17 protein-coding genes are annotated in these 14057 nt (G+C 69.1%); 7 read left to right on the top strand and 10 right to left on the bottom strand.

Annotated features, from left to right (window positions below):
• Window positions 1–26: 26 nt before the first annotated feature.
• A complete protein-coding gene (locus tag ABFD52_08210; GenBank protein ID MEN6560740.1) occupies window positions 27–545 on the top strand; it encodes a flavodoxin family protein in 519 nt (172 codons plus the stop codon).
• Between the two features lie 30 nt (window positions 546–575).
• Here ABFD52_08210 and ABFD52_08215 read toward each other — a convergent pair whose 3' ends face one another.
• Genes ABFD52_08215 through ABFD52_08225 form a run of 3 tightly spaced genes read right to left on the bottom strand, consistent with a single transcriptional unit; the run spans window position 576 to window position 3352 of the window.
• On the bottom strand, window positions 576–1547 hold the full coding sequence (locus tag ABFD52_08215; GenBank protein ID MEN6560741.1) for an NGG1p interacting factor NIF3: 972 nt from the start codon (window positions 1545–1547) through the stop codon (window positions 576–578).
• On the bottom strand, window positions 1544–2170 hold the full coding sequence (locus ABFD52_08220; protein MEN6560742.1) for a hypothetical protein: 627 nt from the start codon (window positions 2168–2170) through the stop codon (window positions 1544–1546). Before ABFD52_08220 ends, ABFD52_08215 begins: the two co-directional genes overlap by 4 nt.
• Before the next feature lie 12 nt (window positions 2171–2182).
• Window positions 2183–3352 carry a CaiB/BaiF CoA-transferase family protein gene (locus ABFD52_08225; GenBank protein MEN6560743.1) on the bottom strand — a complete coding sequence of 390 codons (1170 nt, stop codon included), beginning with the start codon at window positions 3350–3352 and terminating at the stop codon, window positions 2183–2185.
• 166 nt (window positions 3353–3518) lie between these two features.
• Here ABFD52_08225 and ABFD52_08230 point away from each other — a divergent pair, with 166 nt between their 5' ends.
• Window positions 3519–4622, top strand: coding sequence for a ketoacyl-ACP synthase III (locus ABFD52_08230; GenBank protein MEN6560744.1), 1104 nt, complete (start codon window positions 3519–3521; stop codon window positions 4620–4622).
• Window positions 4616–4876 carry a transcriptional regulator gene (locus tag ABFD52_08235; protein MEN6560745.1) on the top strand — a complete coding sequence of 87 codons (261 nt, stop codon included), beginning with the start codon at window positions 4616–4618 and terminating at the stop codon, window positions 4874–4876. Before ABFD52_08230 ends, ABFD52_08235 begins: the two co-directional genes overlap by 7 nt.
• Before the next feature lie 27 nt (window positions 4877–4903).
• Here ABFD52_08235 and ABFD52_08240 read toward each other — a convergent pair whose 3' ends face one another.
• The gene (locus ABFD52_08240) at window positions 4904–5197 is read right to left on the bottom strand and encodes an acylphosphatase (protein ID MEN6560746.1); all 294 of its coding nucleotides are present in this window, start codon (window positions 5195–5197) and stop codon (window positions 4904–4906) included.
• 90 nt (window positions 5198–5287) lie between these two features.
• Here ABFD52_08240 and ABFD52_08245 point away from each other — a divergent pair, with 90 nt between their 5' ends.
• On the top strand, window positions 5288–6094 hold the full coding sequence (locus ABFD52_08245; GenBank protein MEN6560747.1) for a hydroxymethylpyrimidine/phosphomethylpyrimidine kinase: 807 nt from the start codon (window positions 5288–5290) through the stop codon (window positions 6092–6094).
• A gap of 19 nt (window positions 6095–6113) precedes the next feature.
• Here the strand turns inward: ABFD52_08245 and ABFD52_08250 are convergent, their stop codons facing one another.
• Window positions 6114–7091: a threonine/serine dehydratase gene (locus ABFD52_08250; GenBank protein MEN6560748.1), complete on the bottom strand. Its 978-nt coding sequence runs from the start codon at window positions 7089–7091 to the stop codon at window positions 6114–6116.
• 186 nt (window positions 7092–7277) lie between these two features.
• Between ABFD52_08250 and ABFD52_08255 the strand changes: the two genes are divergently transcribed.
• A complete protein-coding gene (locus ABFD52_08255) occupies window positions 7278–8210 on the top strand; it encodes a DUF72 domain-containing protein (protein MEN6560749.1) in 933 nt (310 codons plus the stop codon).
• Window positions 8207–9448: a diaminopimelate decarboxylase gene (gene lysA / locus ABFD52_08260; GenBank protein ID MEN6560750.1), complete on the top strand. Its 1242-nt coding sequence runs from the start codon at window positions 8207–8209 to the stop codon at window positions 9446–9448. Before ABFD52_08255 ends, lysA begins: the two co-directional genes overlap by 4 nt.
• A gap of 39 nt (window positions 9449–9487) precedes the next feature.
• Here lysA and ABFD52_08265 read toward each other — a convergent pair whose 3' ends face one another.
• Window positions 9488–9955 (bottom strand): redoxin domain-containing protein, encoded by a 468-nt coding sequence (locus ABFD52_08265; protein MEN6560751.1) that lies wholly within the window; start codon window positions 9953–9955, stop codon window positions 9488–9490.
• A gap of 131 nt (window positions 9956–10086) precedes the next feature.
• On the opposite strand from ABFD52_08265, the gene ABFD52_08270 reads away from it, so the two are divergent.
• Window positions 10087–11202 (top strand): uroporphyrinogen decarboxylase family protein, encoded by a 1116-nt coding sequence (locus ABFD52_08270; GenBank protein MEN6560752.1) that lies wholly within the window; start codon window positions 10087–10089, stop codon window positions 11200–11202.
• 70 nt (window positions 11203–11272) lie between these two features.
• Here the strand turns inward: ABFD52_08270 and ABFD52_08275 are convergent, their stop codons facing one another.
• Genes ABFD52_08275 through ABFD52_08290 form a run of 4 tightly spaced genes read right to left on the bottom strand, consistent with a single transcriptional unit; the run spans window position 11273 to window position 13941 of the window.
• On the bottom strand, window positions 11273–11623 hold the full coding sequence (locus tag ABFD52_08275; GenBank protein ID MEN6560753.1) for a DHCW motif cupin fold protein: 351 nt from the start codon (window positions 11621–11623) through the stop codon (window positions 11273–11275).
• The gene (locus tag ABFD52_08280; protein MEN6560754.1) at window positions 11620–13002 is read right to left on the bottom strand and encodes a hypothetical protein; all 1383 of its coding nucleotides are present in this window, start codon (window positions 13000–13002) and stop codon (window positions 11620–11622) included. Before ABFD52_08280 ends, ABFD52_08275 begins: the two co-directional genes overlap by 4 nt.
• Window positions 12977–13456 (bottom strand): hypothetical protein, encoded by a 480-nt coding sequence (locus tag ABFD52_08285; GenBank protein MEN6560755.1) that lies wholly within the window; start codon window positions 13454–13456, stop codon window positions 12977–12979. Before ABFD52_08285 ends, ABFD52_08280 begins: the two co-directional genes overlap by 26 nt.
• Window positions 13453–13941, bottom strand: coding sequence for a sigma-70 family RNA polymerase sigma factor (locus tag ABFD52_08290; protein ID MEN6560756.1), 489 nt, complete (start codon window positions 13939–13941; stop codon window positions 13453–13455). Before ABFD52_08290 ends, ABFD52_08285 begins: the two co-directional genes overlap by 4 nt.
• Window positions 13942–14057: the final 116 nt, after the last annotated feature.

The following is a 14057-nucleotide window of genomic DNA, read 5'->3' on the forward strand; positions in this document are numbered from 1 at the left end:
TACCGCTTGCCGAAAGGACAGCCGCGATGGCCAAGACGCTTGTCGCCTATTTCAGCCAGACGGGGAACACGAAGCTCGTCGCCGAAGCCATCTTCGCGGCCCTGGCCGGCGACAAGGTCCTCAAGCCCATCTCCGAGGCGGGCGGCGACCTGGCGTCCTGCCAGCTCATCTTCGTCGGCTTCCCCGTCCAGACGCACAGCGTGCCCTATCCCGTCGAGGCCTTCCTGAAGTCGGTCCCCGAGGGCAGGAAGGTGGCCTTGTTCTCGACCCACGGCTCGGTCACGGGCAGCCGCCTCGCCCGGGAGGCCCTGGAATACGCCTCGATCCTGGTCGCCAGGGCCAGGCTGGTGGGCACGTTCTCCTGCCGGGGCAAGGTGTCGCTGAAGGCCCTCGAGATCCTGATGCAGTCGCCCGAGCACCAGGCCTGGGCCGACATGGCCGCGTCGGCGGCGACCCACCCCGACGCGAGCGACCTCGAGGATGCCCGGGCCTTCGCCCGCTGGATCGCGACCCTGGGGGCCCAGGGCCACTACCGCGGCCTCTGACCTTGACCGTTCATAAGAACGCGTGAACGGTCAAGGTTGACGGTCCGCGGCCCTCGTCCGGACGAACCCCGACACGCCCACGAACTCGATCCGCTCCTCCCGTTCGATCTCGTCGAAGAGCAGGTTCAGCCCCAGCGTGTCGCTCGAGATATGGCCGGCCAGGACGATGTTGAGATGGGCCTTCCTGGCGTTCTCGAGGGCCTCCTCGCTGATGTGCATGCTGACGATCGTGCTCACGCCCGAGACGGCGTAGGACTCGTAGATCGTCTTAGAGCCCTCGGTCCCGCCCGTCATCTCGACGGAGATCCGGCCGCAGTGGGCCGTCTCCGCGCCGTTGACGATCTTCGGGCCGGCCATCCGGGCCGCGGCGGCCCGGTATTCCGGGACGGTCCGCAGGAGCTCGATCAGGTCCTTCAGGCGGGCCGGCTTCTCCCCTGCGAACAGGCGCTCGAGGAAGGTGTTGACGCAATTGTCGGCCGGCGTGTGGAGGCACATCATCGGCAGGCCAAGCAGGCGGGCGGCATCCACGGCCCGGCTGTGGTTCCCAGGCAGGAGGCGCCGCTCGACTTCGCTCATCCGCTTCTCCAGCAGCTGTTCGGCGACCGAGATGTTGACGCCGTAAAGGGCCAGCATGTCGGACTGGACGCGCATGACGTCGGCCAGCTGGGCCAGGGCGACGCCCTGGGGATGGTGGGCGATGACGAGGTCGATCGCCGCGGCCCTATCCCGGTTGAGGGTATGGGCCAGCAGGATCTCGGAGGCGTCCATGTCGATGCCGGCGATGACCTTCCGCGCCTCGGCGGCCGGGTCGCCGGTCAGGATGCGGCTGTCGGCATAGGGGTTGAACAGGCGGTCCGCCTCCCAGGAGACGCGCTCGTCCTCGGTCAGCTTCCCGGCCTTCTCGGCCTCCTCGTCGAGCAGCTTGCGGACGGCCTCGGGGCCGCGCGGGTCGTTGGCGATGCCGGCCGCCACGGCCTTTCGGTAGATGGTCTCGATGTTCATGGCGATATCCTTTCTTGGACGGGCCTGGGACGTTCGGCGGGCAGGTTCCGCGCGACCCAATCCTCCCCGAGCAGGGCCATGGCCGCCGCCCTGACGTCCGCGTCCAGGGCCTCGGCCCGGGCGCGAAGCAGGTCCGATTCGAGGCCGGCCCGTTCGCCGTCCCCGCGGTCCAGGAGGCGGCAGAGGCGGCAGGCTCCCAGGCGGGCCAGGTCGGCGAGGGAGACCAGCCTGGCCAGGCGTTCCTGGGTTTCGCGACATCCCATCAGGCTGCTGGCGAAGTCGCCCCGCTCGCGGGCGGCCGCGGTCCCGGCCCGGAGGACGTGGGACGCCGTCCCCGCCAGCCGGCCGAGGCGGCAAGCCGTTTCCTCCGGAGGGTCGAGACGGGCGGCCGAAGCGCGCCAATCGAGGAGCGCGCGGCCGAGCCGCGGGTCGCGATCCGCGGCTTCTTCGAGGACGGACACCCGCCGGTCCGGACGACCGGGAACGTCCTCGCCGTCGAGGTCGGCCCATATCTTTTCGGGCGGCAGGGCGCCGTCCCCGCGGCCGGGGCAGGCGATCCGTTCAAAGTATTCCGCCGCCCGCCGCCGGAAGTCCGTCTCGGCCTCGGTCCGGAACGCGTCCACGGCCGCCCCGCCTCAGCCGCCCCGGCGGATAACGCCGGACGCCTCGAGGCGGTCGAGTTCGGCGGCCGAAAGCCCCAGCCCGGACAGGACCTCGGCGGTGTGCTGGCCGTGGCCGGGGCAAGGCCCGGCCTCCCCGGCGTTCCTGTCACGGAGCGGATGGCCGGGGCGCAGCACGCCCTTGCCGCCCGGCGGAGGGCCGATGACCAGGCCGCGGTGCCTGATCTGGGGGTCGGCCAGGACCTCGTCGAGCCCGGGCACGACCGCGCAGCAGCAGTCGACTCCCCGGAGCAGGTCCGTCCATTCGGACGCCGTCAGGCCGGCGAAGAGGGCCTCGACCAGGGCGAGATCCTCGGGCTTCTCGGAGAACTGCAGCGGCAGGAGATCCTCCCGGCCGGCGGCCTTGCAGAAGGCGCCCCAGAACTTGGGCTCGATCGCGGCCAGCGAGATGTCCCGGCCGTCGCGCGTCCGGTAGACGTTGTAGCAGGGATGCCGGCCGGAGAGCGGCAGGCGGCCCCGGCCGCCGCGCTCCCCCGCCGAATAGTCGCCGAGGGGCATGACCATCCAGGACAAGGCGCTGTCGAGCATGCCGATGTCGAGATGGCGGCCCTCCCCCGTCTTCTCGCTCTCGCGGAGACAGGCCAGGATGCCGGCGGCGGCGTACAGGGCCGAGCTCAGGTCCGCGATCTGGACCGGCGGGATGGTCGGCCGGGACTCGGGCCAGCCGCACAGGCCGAGCAGGCCGGCGCGGGAGATGAAGTCGAGGTCGTGTCCGGCCCGGTCGCGGTCCGGCCCGTCCTGGCCGAAGCCGGAGATCGAGCAGTAGACGACGCGCGGATTCACGGCCCGGACCGCGGCGTAGCCGACGCCGAGCCGGTCGACGGCGCCCGGCCGGAAGCTCTCGACCACGACGCCGGCCGAAGCGGCGAGCCGGAGGAAAAGGTCCCGGCCGGCGGCGGCCTTGAGATTGACGGCCAGGCTCTTCTTGCCGGCGTTGAGGGCCTGGAAATAGGCGCTCAGGCCGCCGACGAAGGGGCGGAAGGACCTCATGTAATCGCCGCTTTCGAGGTCTTCGATCTTGATGACCTCGGCTCCCAGGTCGGCCAGGATCATGGTGCAGAAGGGGCCGGGAAGGAGCCGGGAAAGGTCGAGGATGCGGACGCCTGCCAACGGAGGTTTCTTCATGCCGTATCCTATTTAACAGAAAGGCCGCGGCCGGTCAATCGGCGGCCGGCGGGAGCTTGTCCCGGCCCGGGTTGACATCCCCTGCTCAACCGACAATAATGGGGGAACTGCAGATCGTACCCGCCTTTTGAGGATCAAAGGAATGAAAAAGGGAGAAGATGAGCACATGCGAGTGAAGATCGCCGGCACCGGGAAATGCCTGCCGGGGACCGACGTCCCCGGGAGGGTCGTCACCAACGAGGAGATCGTCCGGGTCCTTCTGGCCCACGGCGCCGTCAAGCCGGGTACCGACCGGCCCTGGGGGCCCGACGAGCTGACGCCCCAGAAGATCGTCGATCTCGTCGGCATCCGCGAGCGGCGCTGGGTCGCCGACTCCGTCAACACCTCGGACATGGCCCTGGTCTCGGCCGGCGCCGCCCTGGCCGACGCGGGCATCGGCTGGCAGGATATCGGCATCCTGGCCGTCGGCAGCTCGACGCCCGAGGCCCTCTTCCCCTCGACCGCCTGCATGCTCCTGAACAAGGCCATCAAGGGCGAGATCGCCGCGGGCCGGCTCAAGGAGAACGAGGCCCGGAACGCGATGCGCATCCCGGCCTTCGACGTGCTGGCCGCCTGCACGAGCGGGCTCTACGCCGCCGACCTCGTCCGCAAGCACCTTCTTTTCGGGGAGACCGGATCGCGGTACGGCCTGGCGCTCGGGACCGAGGTGCTCAGCCGCGTTCTCGATTTCTCGGATTCCAACGCCGACCTTTGGGGAGACGGTTCCGCGGCCGTCGTCCTGGAACGGACCGACGGCCCCGGCGGCATCGTCTGCATGGAAACGGGCACCGACGTCCTCGGCATCGACACCGCCTACAGCACCGGGCACGATACCCGCCATCACGACGCGCCCGCCCATCCGAACGTCACCATCAAGGGACACGAGATCCAGAAGTTCGTCCTGCGCATCATCCCCGAGCTCATCGTCCGGACGCTCGAAAAGGCCAACCGCACGCCCGGGCGGACGCGGGATTACCGCATCGAGGACGTCGATCTCTTCATCTGCCACCAGGCCAACGCCCGGATCTTCGAGTTCCCGTCCAAGAAGCTGGGCGTCCCGCTGGAGAAGTTCTACGTCAACGTCGACCGGCGGGGCAACTGCTCCTCGACGTCGGTCCTGCTGGCGCTCCGGGAGGCGGTCGAGGAAGGGCGTCTCCGGAAGGGCGATCTGGCCCTCCTGGTCAGCTTCGGCGGCGGGCTGACCTGGGGTTCGATGCTGGTCGAATGGTAGTCCCCCTGCTTCGCCTCATTCTTTTCGCGTTCATCGCCTACGTCGCGTTCCTGTTCGTCCGCGTCTATTTTGGGCTGAAGAACCTCCGCCCCAAGGCCCGGACCGGGCCCCGGGGCGGGGTCCGGGGCGCAATGGTCAAGGACGAGGTCTGCGGCACCTACATCCCCCGCGACGAGGCCCTGACCGAGGTCCGCGACGGCGTCGAGCGCTACTTCTGCTCCGAGGACTGCCGCCGCAAGAGCCGGGCCCGCTGAGCGGCGAGCCCGCGCCCGCCCCGGCGGTCAATCGGACGTGAAGGCGATCCGGAAATCCGTGTACTCGCCCGTGGCCTGCTCGCGGCGGACGTCGAAGCTCTCGATGCTGGCCAGGCGCGGGCCCTCGCGAAGCCGCTCGAGGAAGCTCTCGATCTGGGAGGCCGGGCCCTCGGCCAGGACCTCGACCCGTCCGTCGGACAGGTTCCGGACCCAGCCGGTGACGCCGAGGCGCGAGGCATATTTTTCGGCGAAGTAGCGGAAAGCGACGCCCTGGACGCGCCCCCCGGCGAAGACGCGGAACCTGACGAGCTCGCTCCCCATGATCTCCTAACCTGTGAATACTCCAGGGCCCGAAACAAAGTCAAGAAGCGCGCCGGCATCCGTGGTAGAATCGGGGGCGCGGACGGGACCATGACCAAGAGCCTGATCACCATCGCCGGCTGGGACCCGACAGGGGGCGCGGGCGCCCTTCTCGACCTCCGCGTCTTCGAGCGGCTCGGGAGACGGGGCTACGGCGTCCTGACGGCCGTGACCGCCCAGAGCCCGGCGGCGGTGGCCCGCGTCGTCCCCGTCCCGGCCCGGGCCGTGACCGACCAGTTCGAGCGGCTGGCGGAAGGGCTCGAGATCGGGGGGATCAAGGCCGGCATGCTGGCCACCTCGGCCAACCTCGGCGCCGCGGCCCGGATCCTCGGCCGGATGGAAGGCCGGCCGCGCGTCATCGACCCGGTCCTCCGGTCCAGTTCGGGCCTGCCCCTCCTCGAAAAGAAGGCCTGGCCCCGCCTCCTCGAAGCCTGCGCCGGCCGGGCCGAGCTCATCACCCCGAACCTGGCCGAAGCGGCGGTCCTCGCCGGGCGCCCGGTCCGGGACCTGGCCGGGATGAAGGAGGCCGCCGAAAGGATCCACGCCCGATCGGGCCTCGCCTGCCTGGTCAAGGGCGGGCATCTCGAGGGCCGGGCCGCCGACGTCCTTTTCGACGGCCGGGATTTCGCCGAGTTCCCGCATCCCCGCGAGGCCCGGGACGTCCACGGCACGGGCTGCTTCCTGTCGTCGGCCATCCTCTGCTACCTGGCCGAAGGCCGGCCCCTCAAGGAAGCGTGCGGGCTGGGCATCTTCCGGACGGTCCAGGCCATCCGCTGGGCCGTGCCGGCGGGCGGGGGGCGGTGGGTCTTCGACCTCGCCCGGGGGAGGGGCCGGCTGCCGCTCGGCTCGCCCTCATGACCGGCGGGCGCCCCGGGGTTCAGGGGCGGAGGCCGGTGATCGCGCTGAAGCGCTCAGGGCCGATGTTGCCGCCGCTGACGAACGCGACGATCTTCCGGCCGGACCGTGAGGCCGGGGCATGGAACAGGGCGGCGAAAGGCAGGGCCCCGGCTCCTTCGATCATCCGGCCGTGGACTTCGCGGGCGAAGGCCAGGGCCCGGACGATCGCGGCCTCGGGCACGGCCTCGATGGCGTCGACGAGATCGCGGCAGAGCGGGAAGGTGATCGCGCCCGGCTCGATGCCACCGGCCACGGCGTCGGCGATCGTCGGCCGCTCATCGATCTCGACGAGGCGGCCCGCCTTCAGGGACGCGGCCATGAAAGCCGATGTCTCGGGCTCCACGCCGACGACCCGAAGTCCCGGCCGGACGGCCTTGAGATAGGCCGCCATCCCGGCAATGAGGCCGCCGCCGCCGACCGGGACGAGGACCTCGTCGATGCCGGGGAGCTGGACGTCGAGCTCGAGCCCGGCCGTGCCCGCGCCGAAGATGATGTCCCAGTCGTTGTAGGGCGAGACGAAGACCCGGCCGGTCCTGGCGGCGGTCTCGCGGGCCAGGGCCTCGGCCCGGTCGCAGCTGGCGCCCCGGACCTCGACGTCGACGCCGAGGGCCTCGATCCTCTTCTTCTTGGCCTCGGCGACCGTCTCGGGCAGGAAGAGCTTGAGCCCGATCCCCTCGAGCCGGGCCGCCTGGCTGATGGCCAGGCCGTGGTTGCCCGTCGAGGCCGAGACGACGCCCCTGGCCCGGTCCGCGGGCGACAGGGACCTGAGCTTGTTGAGCGCTCCCCGCAGCTTGAAGGATCCGGTCGCCTGGTCGCACTCCCATTTCACGAAAACCTCGGCCCCGAGTTCCCGGCTCAGCGGCCCCGATCGCTCGACCGGGGTCTTCCGGATATCGTTCCTGATCCGCTCGTACGCTTCGCGGATCCTCGCGGCCATGTCGATCGCCGTCTCGGCCATGCTTCTATCTCCCGGGGCCACCATAGCACACATGATCCCGCGGGAAAACCGCGACGTTCCTGAATTTCGTTTTCTTCGCCCGGACCGGCGGCCGGGCGGCTCGGAACGCGCGCCGCGCAGGGGAAAACAGCGCGATGGCCAGTTGTTTGTTGTGAATTCGGCGGGGCGAAGGTAGAATAGTTTGTTATGGCCAAGTATTGCGTCGGCACCGCCGGTTGGAGCTACGAGGACTGGGAGGGCATTGTCTATCCGTCGCCCAGGCCCCGCGGCTTCCACCCCCTGGAGTACCTGCCCCGGTTCATCGACATCGTCGAGGTCAACAGCACCTTCTACCGTCCGGCGCCGCCGGCCATGGTCCAATCCTGGCTGAGGAGGATCGAGGCCCGGCCGGATTTCCTGCTCTCGCTGAAGCTCTACCAGGCCTTCACCCACGCCCGCGAGGGCTTCACCGCGAAGGACGTCGACGACGTCCGCCGGGCGACCGACCTGGTCCGGCTGCGGGGCCGCCTGGCCGCGCTCCTGGTCCAGTTCCCCTGGTCCTTCCGGAACTCGCCCGCGAACCTCGAATACCTGCGGCGCCTCCTGGACCTCTTCGCCGGCTATCCCCTGGCCGTCGAGGTCCGCCATGCCGGCTGGGACGCGCCGGCCTTCTACGATCTGCTGCGCGAGCGCGGGTCCGCTTTCTGCAATATCGACCAGCCGCTGTTCGACGACTCGATCGCGCCCTCGGCGGTCAGCACCACGCCCGACTTCGCCTACGTCAGGCTCCACGGCCGCAACGCCGGGAACTGGTTCCGGGAGGGAGCGGGCCGCGACGACCGCTACGACTACCTCTATGCCCGGGACGAGCTCGACGGCTGGATCACGCGCATCAAGGAGCTTGGCGCGAAGAGCGGCAAGGTCTATGTCATCACCAACAACCATTACCGGGGACAGGCCATGGCCAACGCCCTGCAGATCCGGAACATGATCACGGGCCAGAAGGTGGACGTCCCCGAGCCGATGCTCGAGAAATACCCTGTCCTCCGGCAGATCGTCCGGGCCATCCAGGCGGGGCAGAGGGACCTCTTCGACAAGGACGGCGGCCCGGGGACCGACGACAAAGGAGAAACGACATGAACTGGTGGGAAACCGATTTCGCCTCCGTGTGCGGCAACCGGCTGCAGATCGCCGGCCGCGACGCGGCCGCCCTGGCCGGGCGCTACGGCACGCCGCTCTATATCTACGGGAAGGACCGCATCCTCGAGCGCTACGGCCGCCTCGACGACGCCTTCGCCCGCCACTCGCCGCTCCCGGCCCGCATCTGCTACGCCATGAAGGCCAACCCCCACCGGGGCATCCTCCGGCTCCTCCTGAAGCGGGGGGCCTGGATCGACGCCGTCTCGCCGTGCGAGGTGGAGACGGCCCTCAAGGTCGGCTTCCCGGCGGAGCGGATCCTCTTCACAGGGACGAGCGTCAGCCGGAGCGACCTCCGGTTCGTCTTCGGCGTCGAGGGGCTGACGATCAACATCGACGCCGCGGAGCAGCTCGAGGTCATGAGCGAGATTAAGCGCGAGTTCCCGGACCGGACGATCCGGGTCTCGGTCCGCTGGAACCCGGGCCTCGGCCGCGGCTTCGACGCCAAGGCCATCACGGCGGGCAAGCGGTCGTCAAACGGCACCCCCATCAAGTTCGGCGTCGAGGCCAGGAAGGTCCTCGACGTCTTCCGGCGGGCCCGGCGGCTGGGCTTCCAGCCCGTCGGCCTCCACCAGCACCTCGGCTCAGGCTGGGTCCGCGAGGATTTCGGCATGGTCAAGGCGGCGGTCGACCGCATGGTCCGCAAGTTCCGGGAGATCGAGCGGGCCGGGTTCCCGCTCGAGTTCATCGACTTCGGCGGCGGCTTCGGGCCGCGCTACCTCAAGAGCCGCGGCCTCTTCCCCGTCGAGGACTACATCGCCTATATCTGCGGCGCCGTGGCCAAGGCCGGCCTCGGGGCGAAGGCCCTGGCCATCGAACCGGGCAAATACATGGTCGGCGACGCGGGCGTCCTCCTGCTCGGCGTCGAGTACGTCAAGGAGAGCTACGGCAACATCTTCGCCTGCGTCGACGGCGGAACGTTCAACACCGTGCCCCGGCCGGCGATCTACCTCACGGCCCACCACGAGATCGTCAACGCCTGCCGCGTCGACGGCCAGCACAAGGCCCGGATCACCGTGGCCGGGAACCTCTGCGAGACCGGCGATGTCTTCGGCCGCGAGCGTCTCATGCCCCTGCCCGAGTCCGGCGACATCCTGGCCGTCCTCTGCGCCGGCGCCTACTGCCGGAGCATGGCCTCCCGCTTCAACCTGAGGGAGATCCCCCGCGAGGTCCTGATCTGAGGGCCGCCGCGGCCGGCCGGCCCGGGCGCGGGGACGGGCTCACTTCCGCAGGAAGGCGATGATCTCGTCGAAGTCCGGCAGCTGGGGGATGTCGTATTCCCTGATGAGAGCCAGGCGGCCGGACTCGTCGACCACGAGGTTGGCCCGGCCGGAAAAGCCGTCCTCCTCGCGGAACAGGCCCAGGGCGTGGGCCACCGCGCCGTGCGGCCAGAAATCGCAGAGCAGCCGCGTTTCCCTGATCCCCAGCTCCTTGGCCCAGGCATGCTTGCAGGGGAAGCTGTCGACGCTGATGCCGACCGCGACCGTCCGCAGAGAATCGAAGACGGCCTTGCGCGCCTCGAGGGCCTTCATCTGCTCGGCGCAGACCGGCGTCCAGGCCATCGGGTGGAACGACAGCAGGACGCGCCGGCCGCCGAACTCGGACAGCTTGAAGTCGCGGTTATGGTGGTCCTTGAGCGTGAAGTCCGGGGCGATATCCCCTTCCCAGATAGTCCTCGTGTTGCCCATCGAGATGCCTCCCCTCCGTTGACGCCGGCCGGGCCGGATCGTCCCGCTCATTATGGCACAGCCCCGGCGGGTAGACAAGACGGGGGCGCCGGCGCATTGACCGGCCTTCGGACCCCGCCTATAATCCGGCCATGACCTCCAGGGAACGGATGCTGCGGGCCCTGGCCCGGGAAAAGCCCGACCGGCTGCCGGCCACCGTTCACCAGTGGCAGAAATGCCATCTCGATGCGTTCATGGGCGGCGCGAGCGAACTCGAGGCCTTCGCCGCGGCCGGCCTCGACGCGGCCGTCCAGTTCTCCCAGGATCTTGGCAACTACTGGCTCAGGGACGCGGACTTCGGACGATTCTCGTCGCCGGAGTGGCGCGACGAAGCGACGGTGCTGGGCGCCGGCTCCGACCGCCGGGTCGTCCGGCATACGATCACGACGCCGGGCGGGGTCCTGACCTACGCGGCCGAGGGAAACCGGATGACGACCTGGGTGACCGAGTTCCTCATCAAGCGCGACGACGACATCCGGCTCATCGAGAAATACATGCCGGTCGGCGCGCTCGACGTCGCCGCCACGGAGCGGGCCTACGACGCGGTCGGCGATCGTGGCATCCTGCGCGGCTTCGTCTGGGGCGACCAGGCCGGCTGCTGGCAGCATGCGGCGCTCCTCCTCGACGTCCAGGACCTCATCCTGCGGACCTTCGACAAGCCGGACTGGGTCCACGAGCTGCTCCGGATCCTTCTCGAGAAGAAGCTGCGGTTCATCGAGACGATGCGAGGGGCCCGCTTCGACATCGTCGAGACCGGCGGCGGGGCGGCCTCGTCGACCCTCATCTCGCCGGCCATCCACAAGGAATTCTGTTTGCCCTACGACCGCCGGATGCACGACGCCCTCCACACGCTCGGCTTCAAGGCCGTTTACCACACTTGCGGCGGGACCAGGGGCATCGAGGAGCTCATCGTCGCCAACGGCTGCGACGCTTCGGAGACCCTGGCCCCGGTCTCGATCGGCGGCAACCAGGAGCCCTGGGAATACAAGGCCAAGATCGCCGGCCGCCTGGCCCTCATCGGCGGCCTCGACCAGTTCAACGTCCTGACCGCCGGGCCGGCCGCGAGGATCCGGGAGAAGGTCCGCGAGCTGTTCGAGAAGGTCGGCGGCGACGGCGGCTACATCCTGTCGTGCTGCGACCACTTCTTCGACACGCCGCCGGAGAACCTCCGGGCCTACGCCGAGGCGGCCCGGGACTGCGTCTACTAGCGCTCCGCCGGGGCTCTCGATTCCCTGATGCGGTCAAGCCCGGTCCGTCCCGAAGGACTTGATCCTGCGGTCATTCCGGCTTCAGGAAGTCCCCGTCGACGATCAAGAGCGTCGCCCCCACCTCCGTCCGCGAGCGGTGCGAACTGGCCCCGTCCGAGACGACGTAGGTCATGCCCCTGGTCATGACCGTCCGGTCGCCGTTCTCCTGCTCGTTGACGAATTCGCCGTCGAGGCAATGCACGATGTGCCCTTTCCGGCACCAGTGGTCGGCCAGGTAGCCCGGCGAATACTCGACGATGCGGATCCGCAGCTCGCCGATCTGGACCGTCCGCCAGAAGGACGTGCCCGTCTCGCCCGCGTATTCCGTCCGCGGAACCGCGTTCCAATCGATGGCCCGGTAGGGTATGGTCTTCTCGCTCATCTCGTTTCCCTCCACGGCACGTCGTCGTCCTTCTCCATGACCAGCTGCGTGATCATGTACGTCGAGCGGCCGCCGTCGTCTTTCTGGTTCGAGCCCAGGCTATAGACGATAAATCCCTCCCCGTCCCGGCGATAAACGAATGGCTGGCCGGTGAACGGATCGACGGGGACCTCTTTCAGGATGCCCGGGACAAGGGCCCCAAGGCTCCCGGGATAGCTGCCGACCCGGCTCCTGTAAAGGCGGCAGGCCAGGCCTGTCCGGGCGGCCAGCAGCGTTGCCTCGGTCAGCGCCTCCTTCATGAAGACCACTTCGAAATTGTCGATCAGCAGCTTGGACCAGTACGCGTACCAGGGACGCCGGTCGAGCTCGAGCTGGCGGGCCCGCAAGGGTTCGCGGCTCCGATAGTAGGGCGCTTTCGCTTGCGTCTCGAGAAAGCCGTATTCCGGCAGATTATAGCGGATATCCCTCATTATGAGAGGCCGGATGACCCAAAGGCCGAGGTTCCTCAGCCAGCTCCGTCCTTCATACACGGAGCCAAGATCGTTCAGACCGCCCCGGAGAGCGTACTGCCCCATTTCCACGGACATGACTCGTTCGCCGCGGAAGGCCCAGGCCAGCCGTTCACGCCAGGGGCCTGGATCCAGGGCGTTCATCAGGCGATCGAGGTCCGCCTCCCCGATGGCCCGGCCGCGGGCCGCCTCGCCGGCGAACCAGGCGAGCAGACGGGTCTCGGCCAACGGGACGAGGAAGGCGATCAGGGTCCCTTCCCGGGCCATGAGAGGCGCGAACTTCAGCCCCGTGACGAGCCTGTCGACCGCGCCGCCCATGTCCCCGTCTTCGGCGCTCAAGATGGCCGCGAAGCAGAGGAGCTTGGCCGTCTGCATCGACTGGATCGCGGACGGTGTCAGACTTTCGAGGAGGGGCCCCGCGGGATCCCGGTAGAGGAAACACGGTTTGTCCCCCATCTGGGTCAGTAGCTCGAAGGCCTTCCGGTTCTCGAGGATCACGTCCCTGAGCGCGGCCTTGTCGGCCTGGGCCAGCGGCCGGCCCGAGGTGAAATCGGTCCAGGCCCGGCCGATGAGCTTCCCCACAGCCACCTTATCCCGGCGGGATCGAGAAGCCTGGTTTCCGGCCGCCCTTCCGGGGATCGTCACGATGTTCTCGAAGGCTTTCCAAAGTCGCGCCGCGTTGTCTTCGTCGGGGCAGGCGGTTGCCAGTTCTTTGGCCGTCAGAGGCACCCCTTCGGCTTTGAGCCGGGCCAGGGCCCGGGACAGCGCCCGGCCTTCCGTATAGTTCAGGATCGCCCGGAAGACAACGACCGCCGCGACGACGATCAGGAGAACCAGTCCGATCCTACTCAAGATCTTCAGCAGCTTCATCGGTGAGCCATCCCTTCAGCCCTCTGCGGGCCTCGATGACCTGACGTTCCTGTTCCCTTCGTGACGCGGCCGCGGCCAGGTTCCCGAGCCGAACCGCCCGGGCAGCTTCCGCCGCCCCCTCGCTTCCCCCAACGGCCTCGGCCACGACGCCGGCCTCACCGTCCGCCGTCATGGGGGCCGTCCGGCCGTCGAGCAAGGCGGCCAGGCGGGCCGCTTCATGCCGGCGGGCCGGCGGATCGGCCAGGAGGACGGCCGCGATCAGGATCGAGCAGCCGGCCGCGACCAACCGCATCCACGGAGCCAGGGCCGTCCTCCGCCGGGCTTCGGCGGCGCGCTTTAGGACCCGCTGGCGCAGCCCCGGCGGCACGGGGCCTGTCGCGAGGCGCCGCAGTTCCCGCTCGATTTCCGGCGAGCCCGAGCCCGGCCCGGCCGTCCTTATCCTTCCATCCTTCACGTCTTCCCCCCGACTGCCTCGCGCAGCTTCCCGATCCCGTAGCGGTAGCGGCTGGCCGCCGTGTTGGCCGATACGCCGCAGACGGAGGCGATCTCCCGGAACGTGAGCCCGTCGAAGATCTTCAGGAAGACGGCCTCCTTTTGCTCGGCCGGCAGCGTCTCGGCGCACCGGACAAGCAGGACCGAGTCCGTCTCCTCGGGAGCAGCCATAACGGAAGCGAAAACGCCGGCGCCGCCATTCATGATCATCCTCTCCCCCTGCCGGCGGACGATCTTGCGCCTGAGGAACCGGCGGGCTTCGTTGCGGGCGACGCGGAAGACAAAGGCCCGCTTGTCCCGGACGAGCCGCCAGCGCAAGTCGCAGCGCGCAAAGCGGCAGAAGGCCTCCTGGAGCACGTCCTCGGCGTCCTCGGCCGATCCGAGCTTGAAGAGAAGATAGCGGTAGAGGCTCTCTCCATGGCGTTCATACAGCTCGTCGAGGTTCAACGATCGCCTTTTCGATCTCGCCTATAAGGACCCGGCCGGCGGCCCGATTTGTCTGAACATGGGAAATTTTCCCTCCGCCTCCGGATCGGGCCCATGATACGACTTTCGCCGCCCTC

It is taken from the genome of Acidobacteriota bacterium (assembly GCA_039683095.1).
Lineage (GTDB): Bacteria > Acidobacteriota > Aminicenantia > Aminicenantales > Saccharicenantaceae > RBG-16-66-30.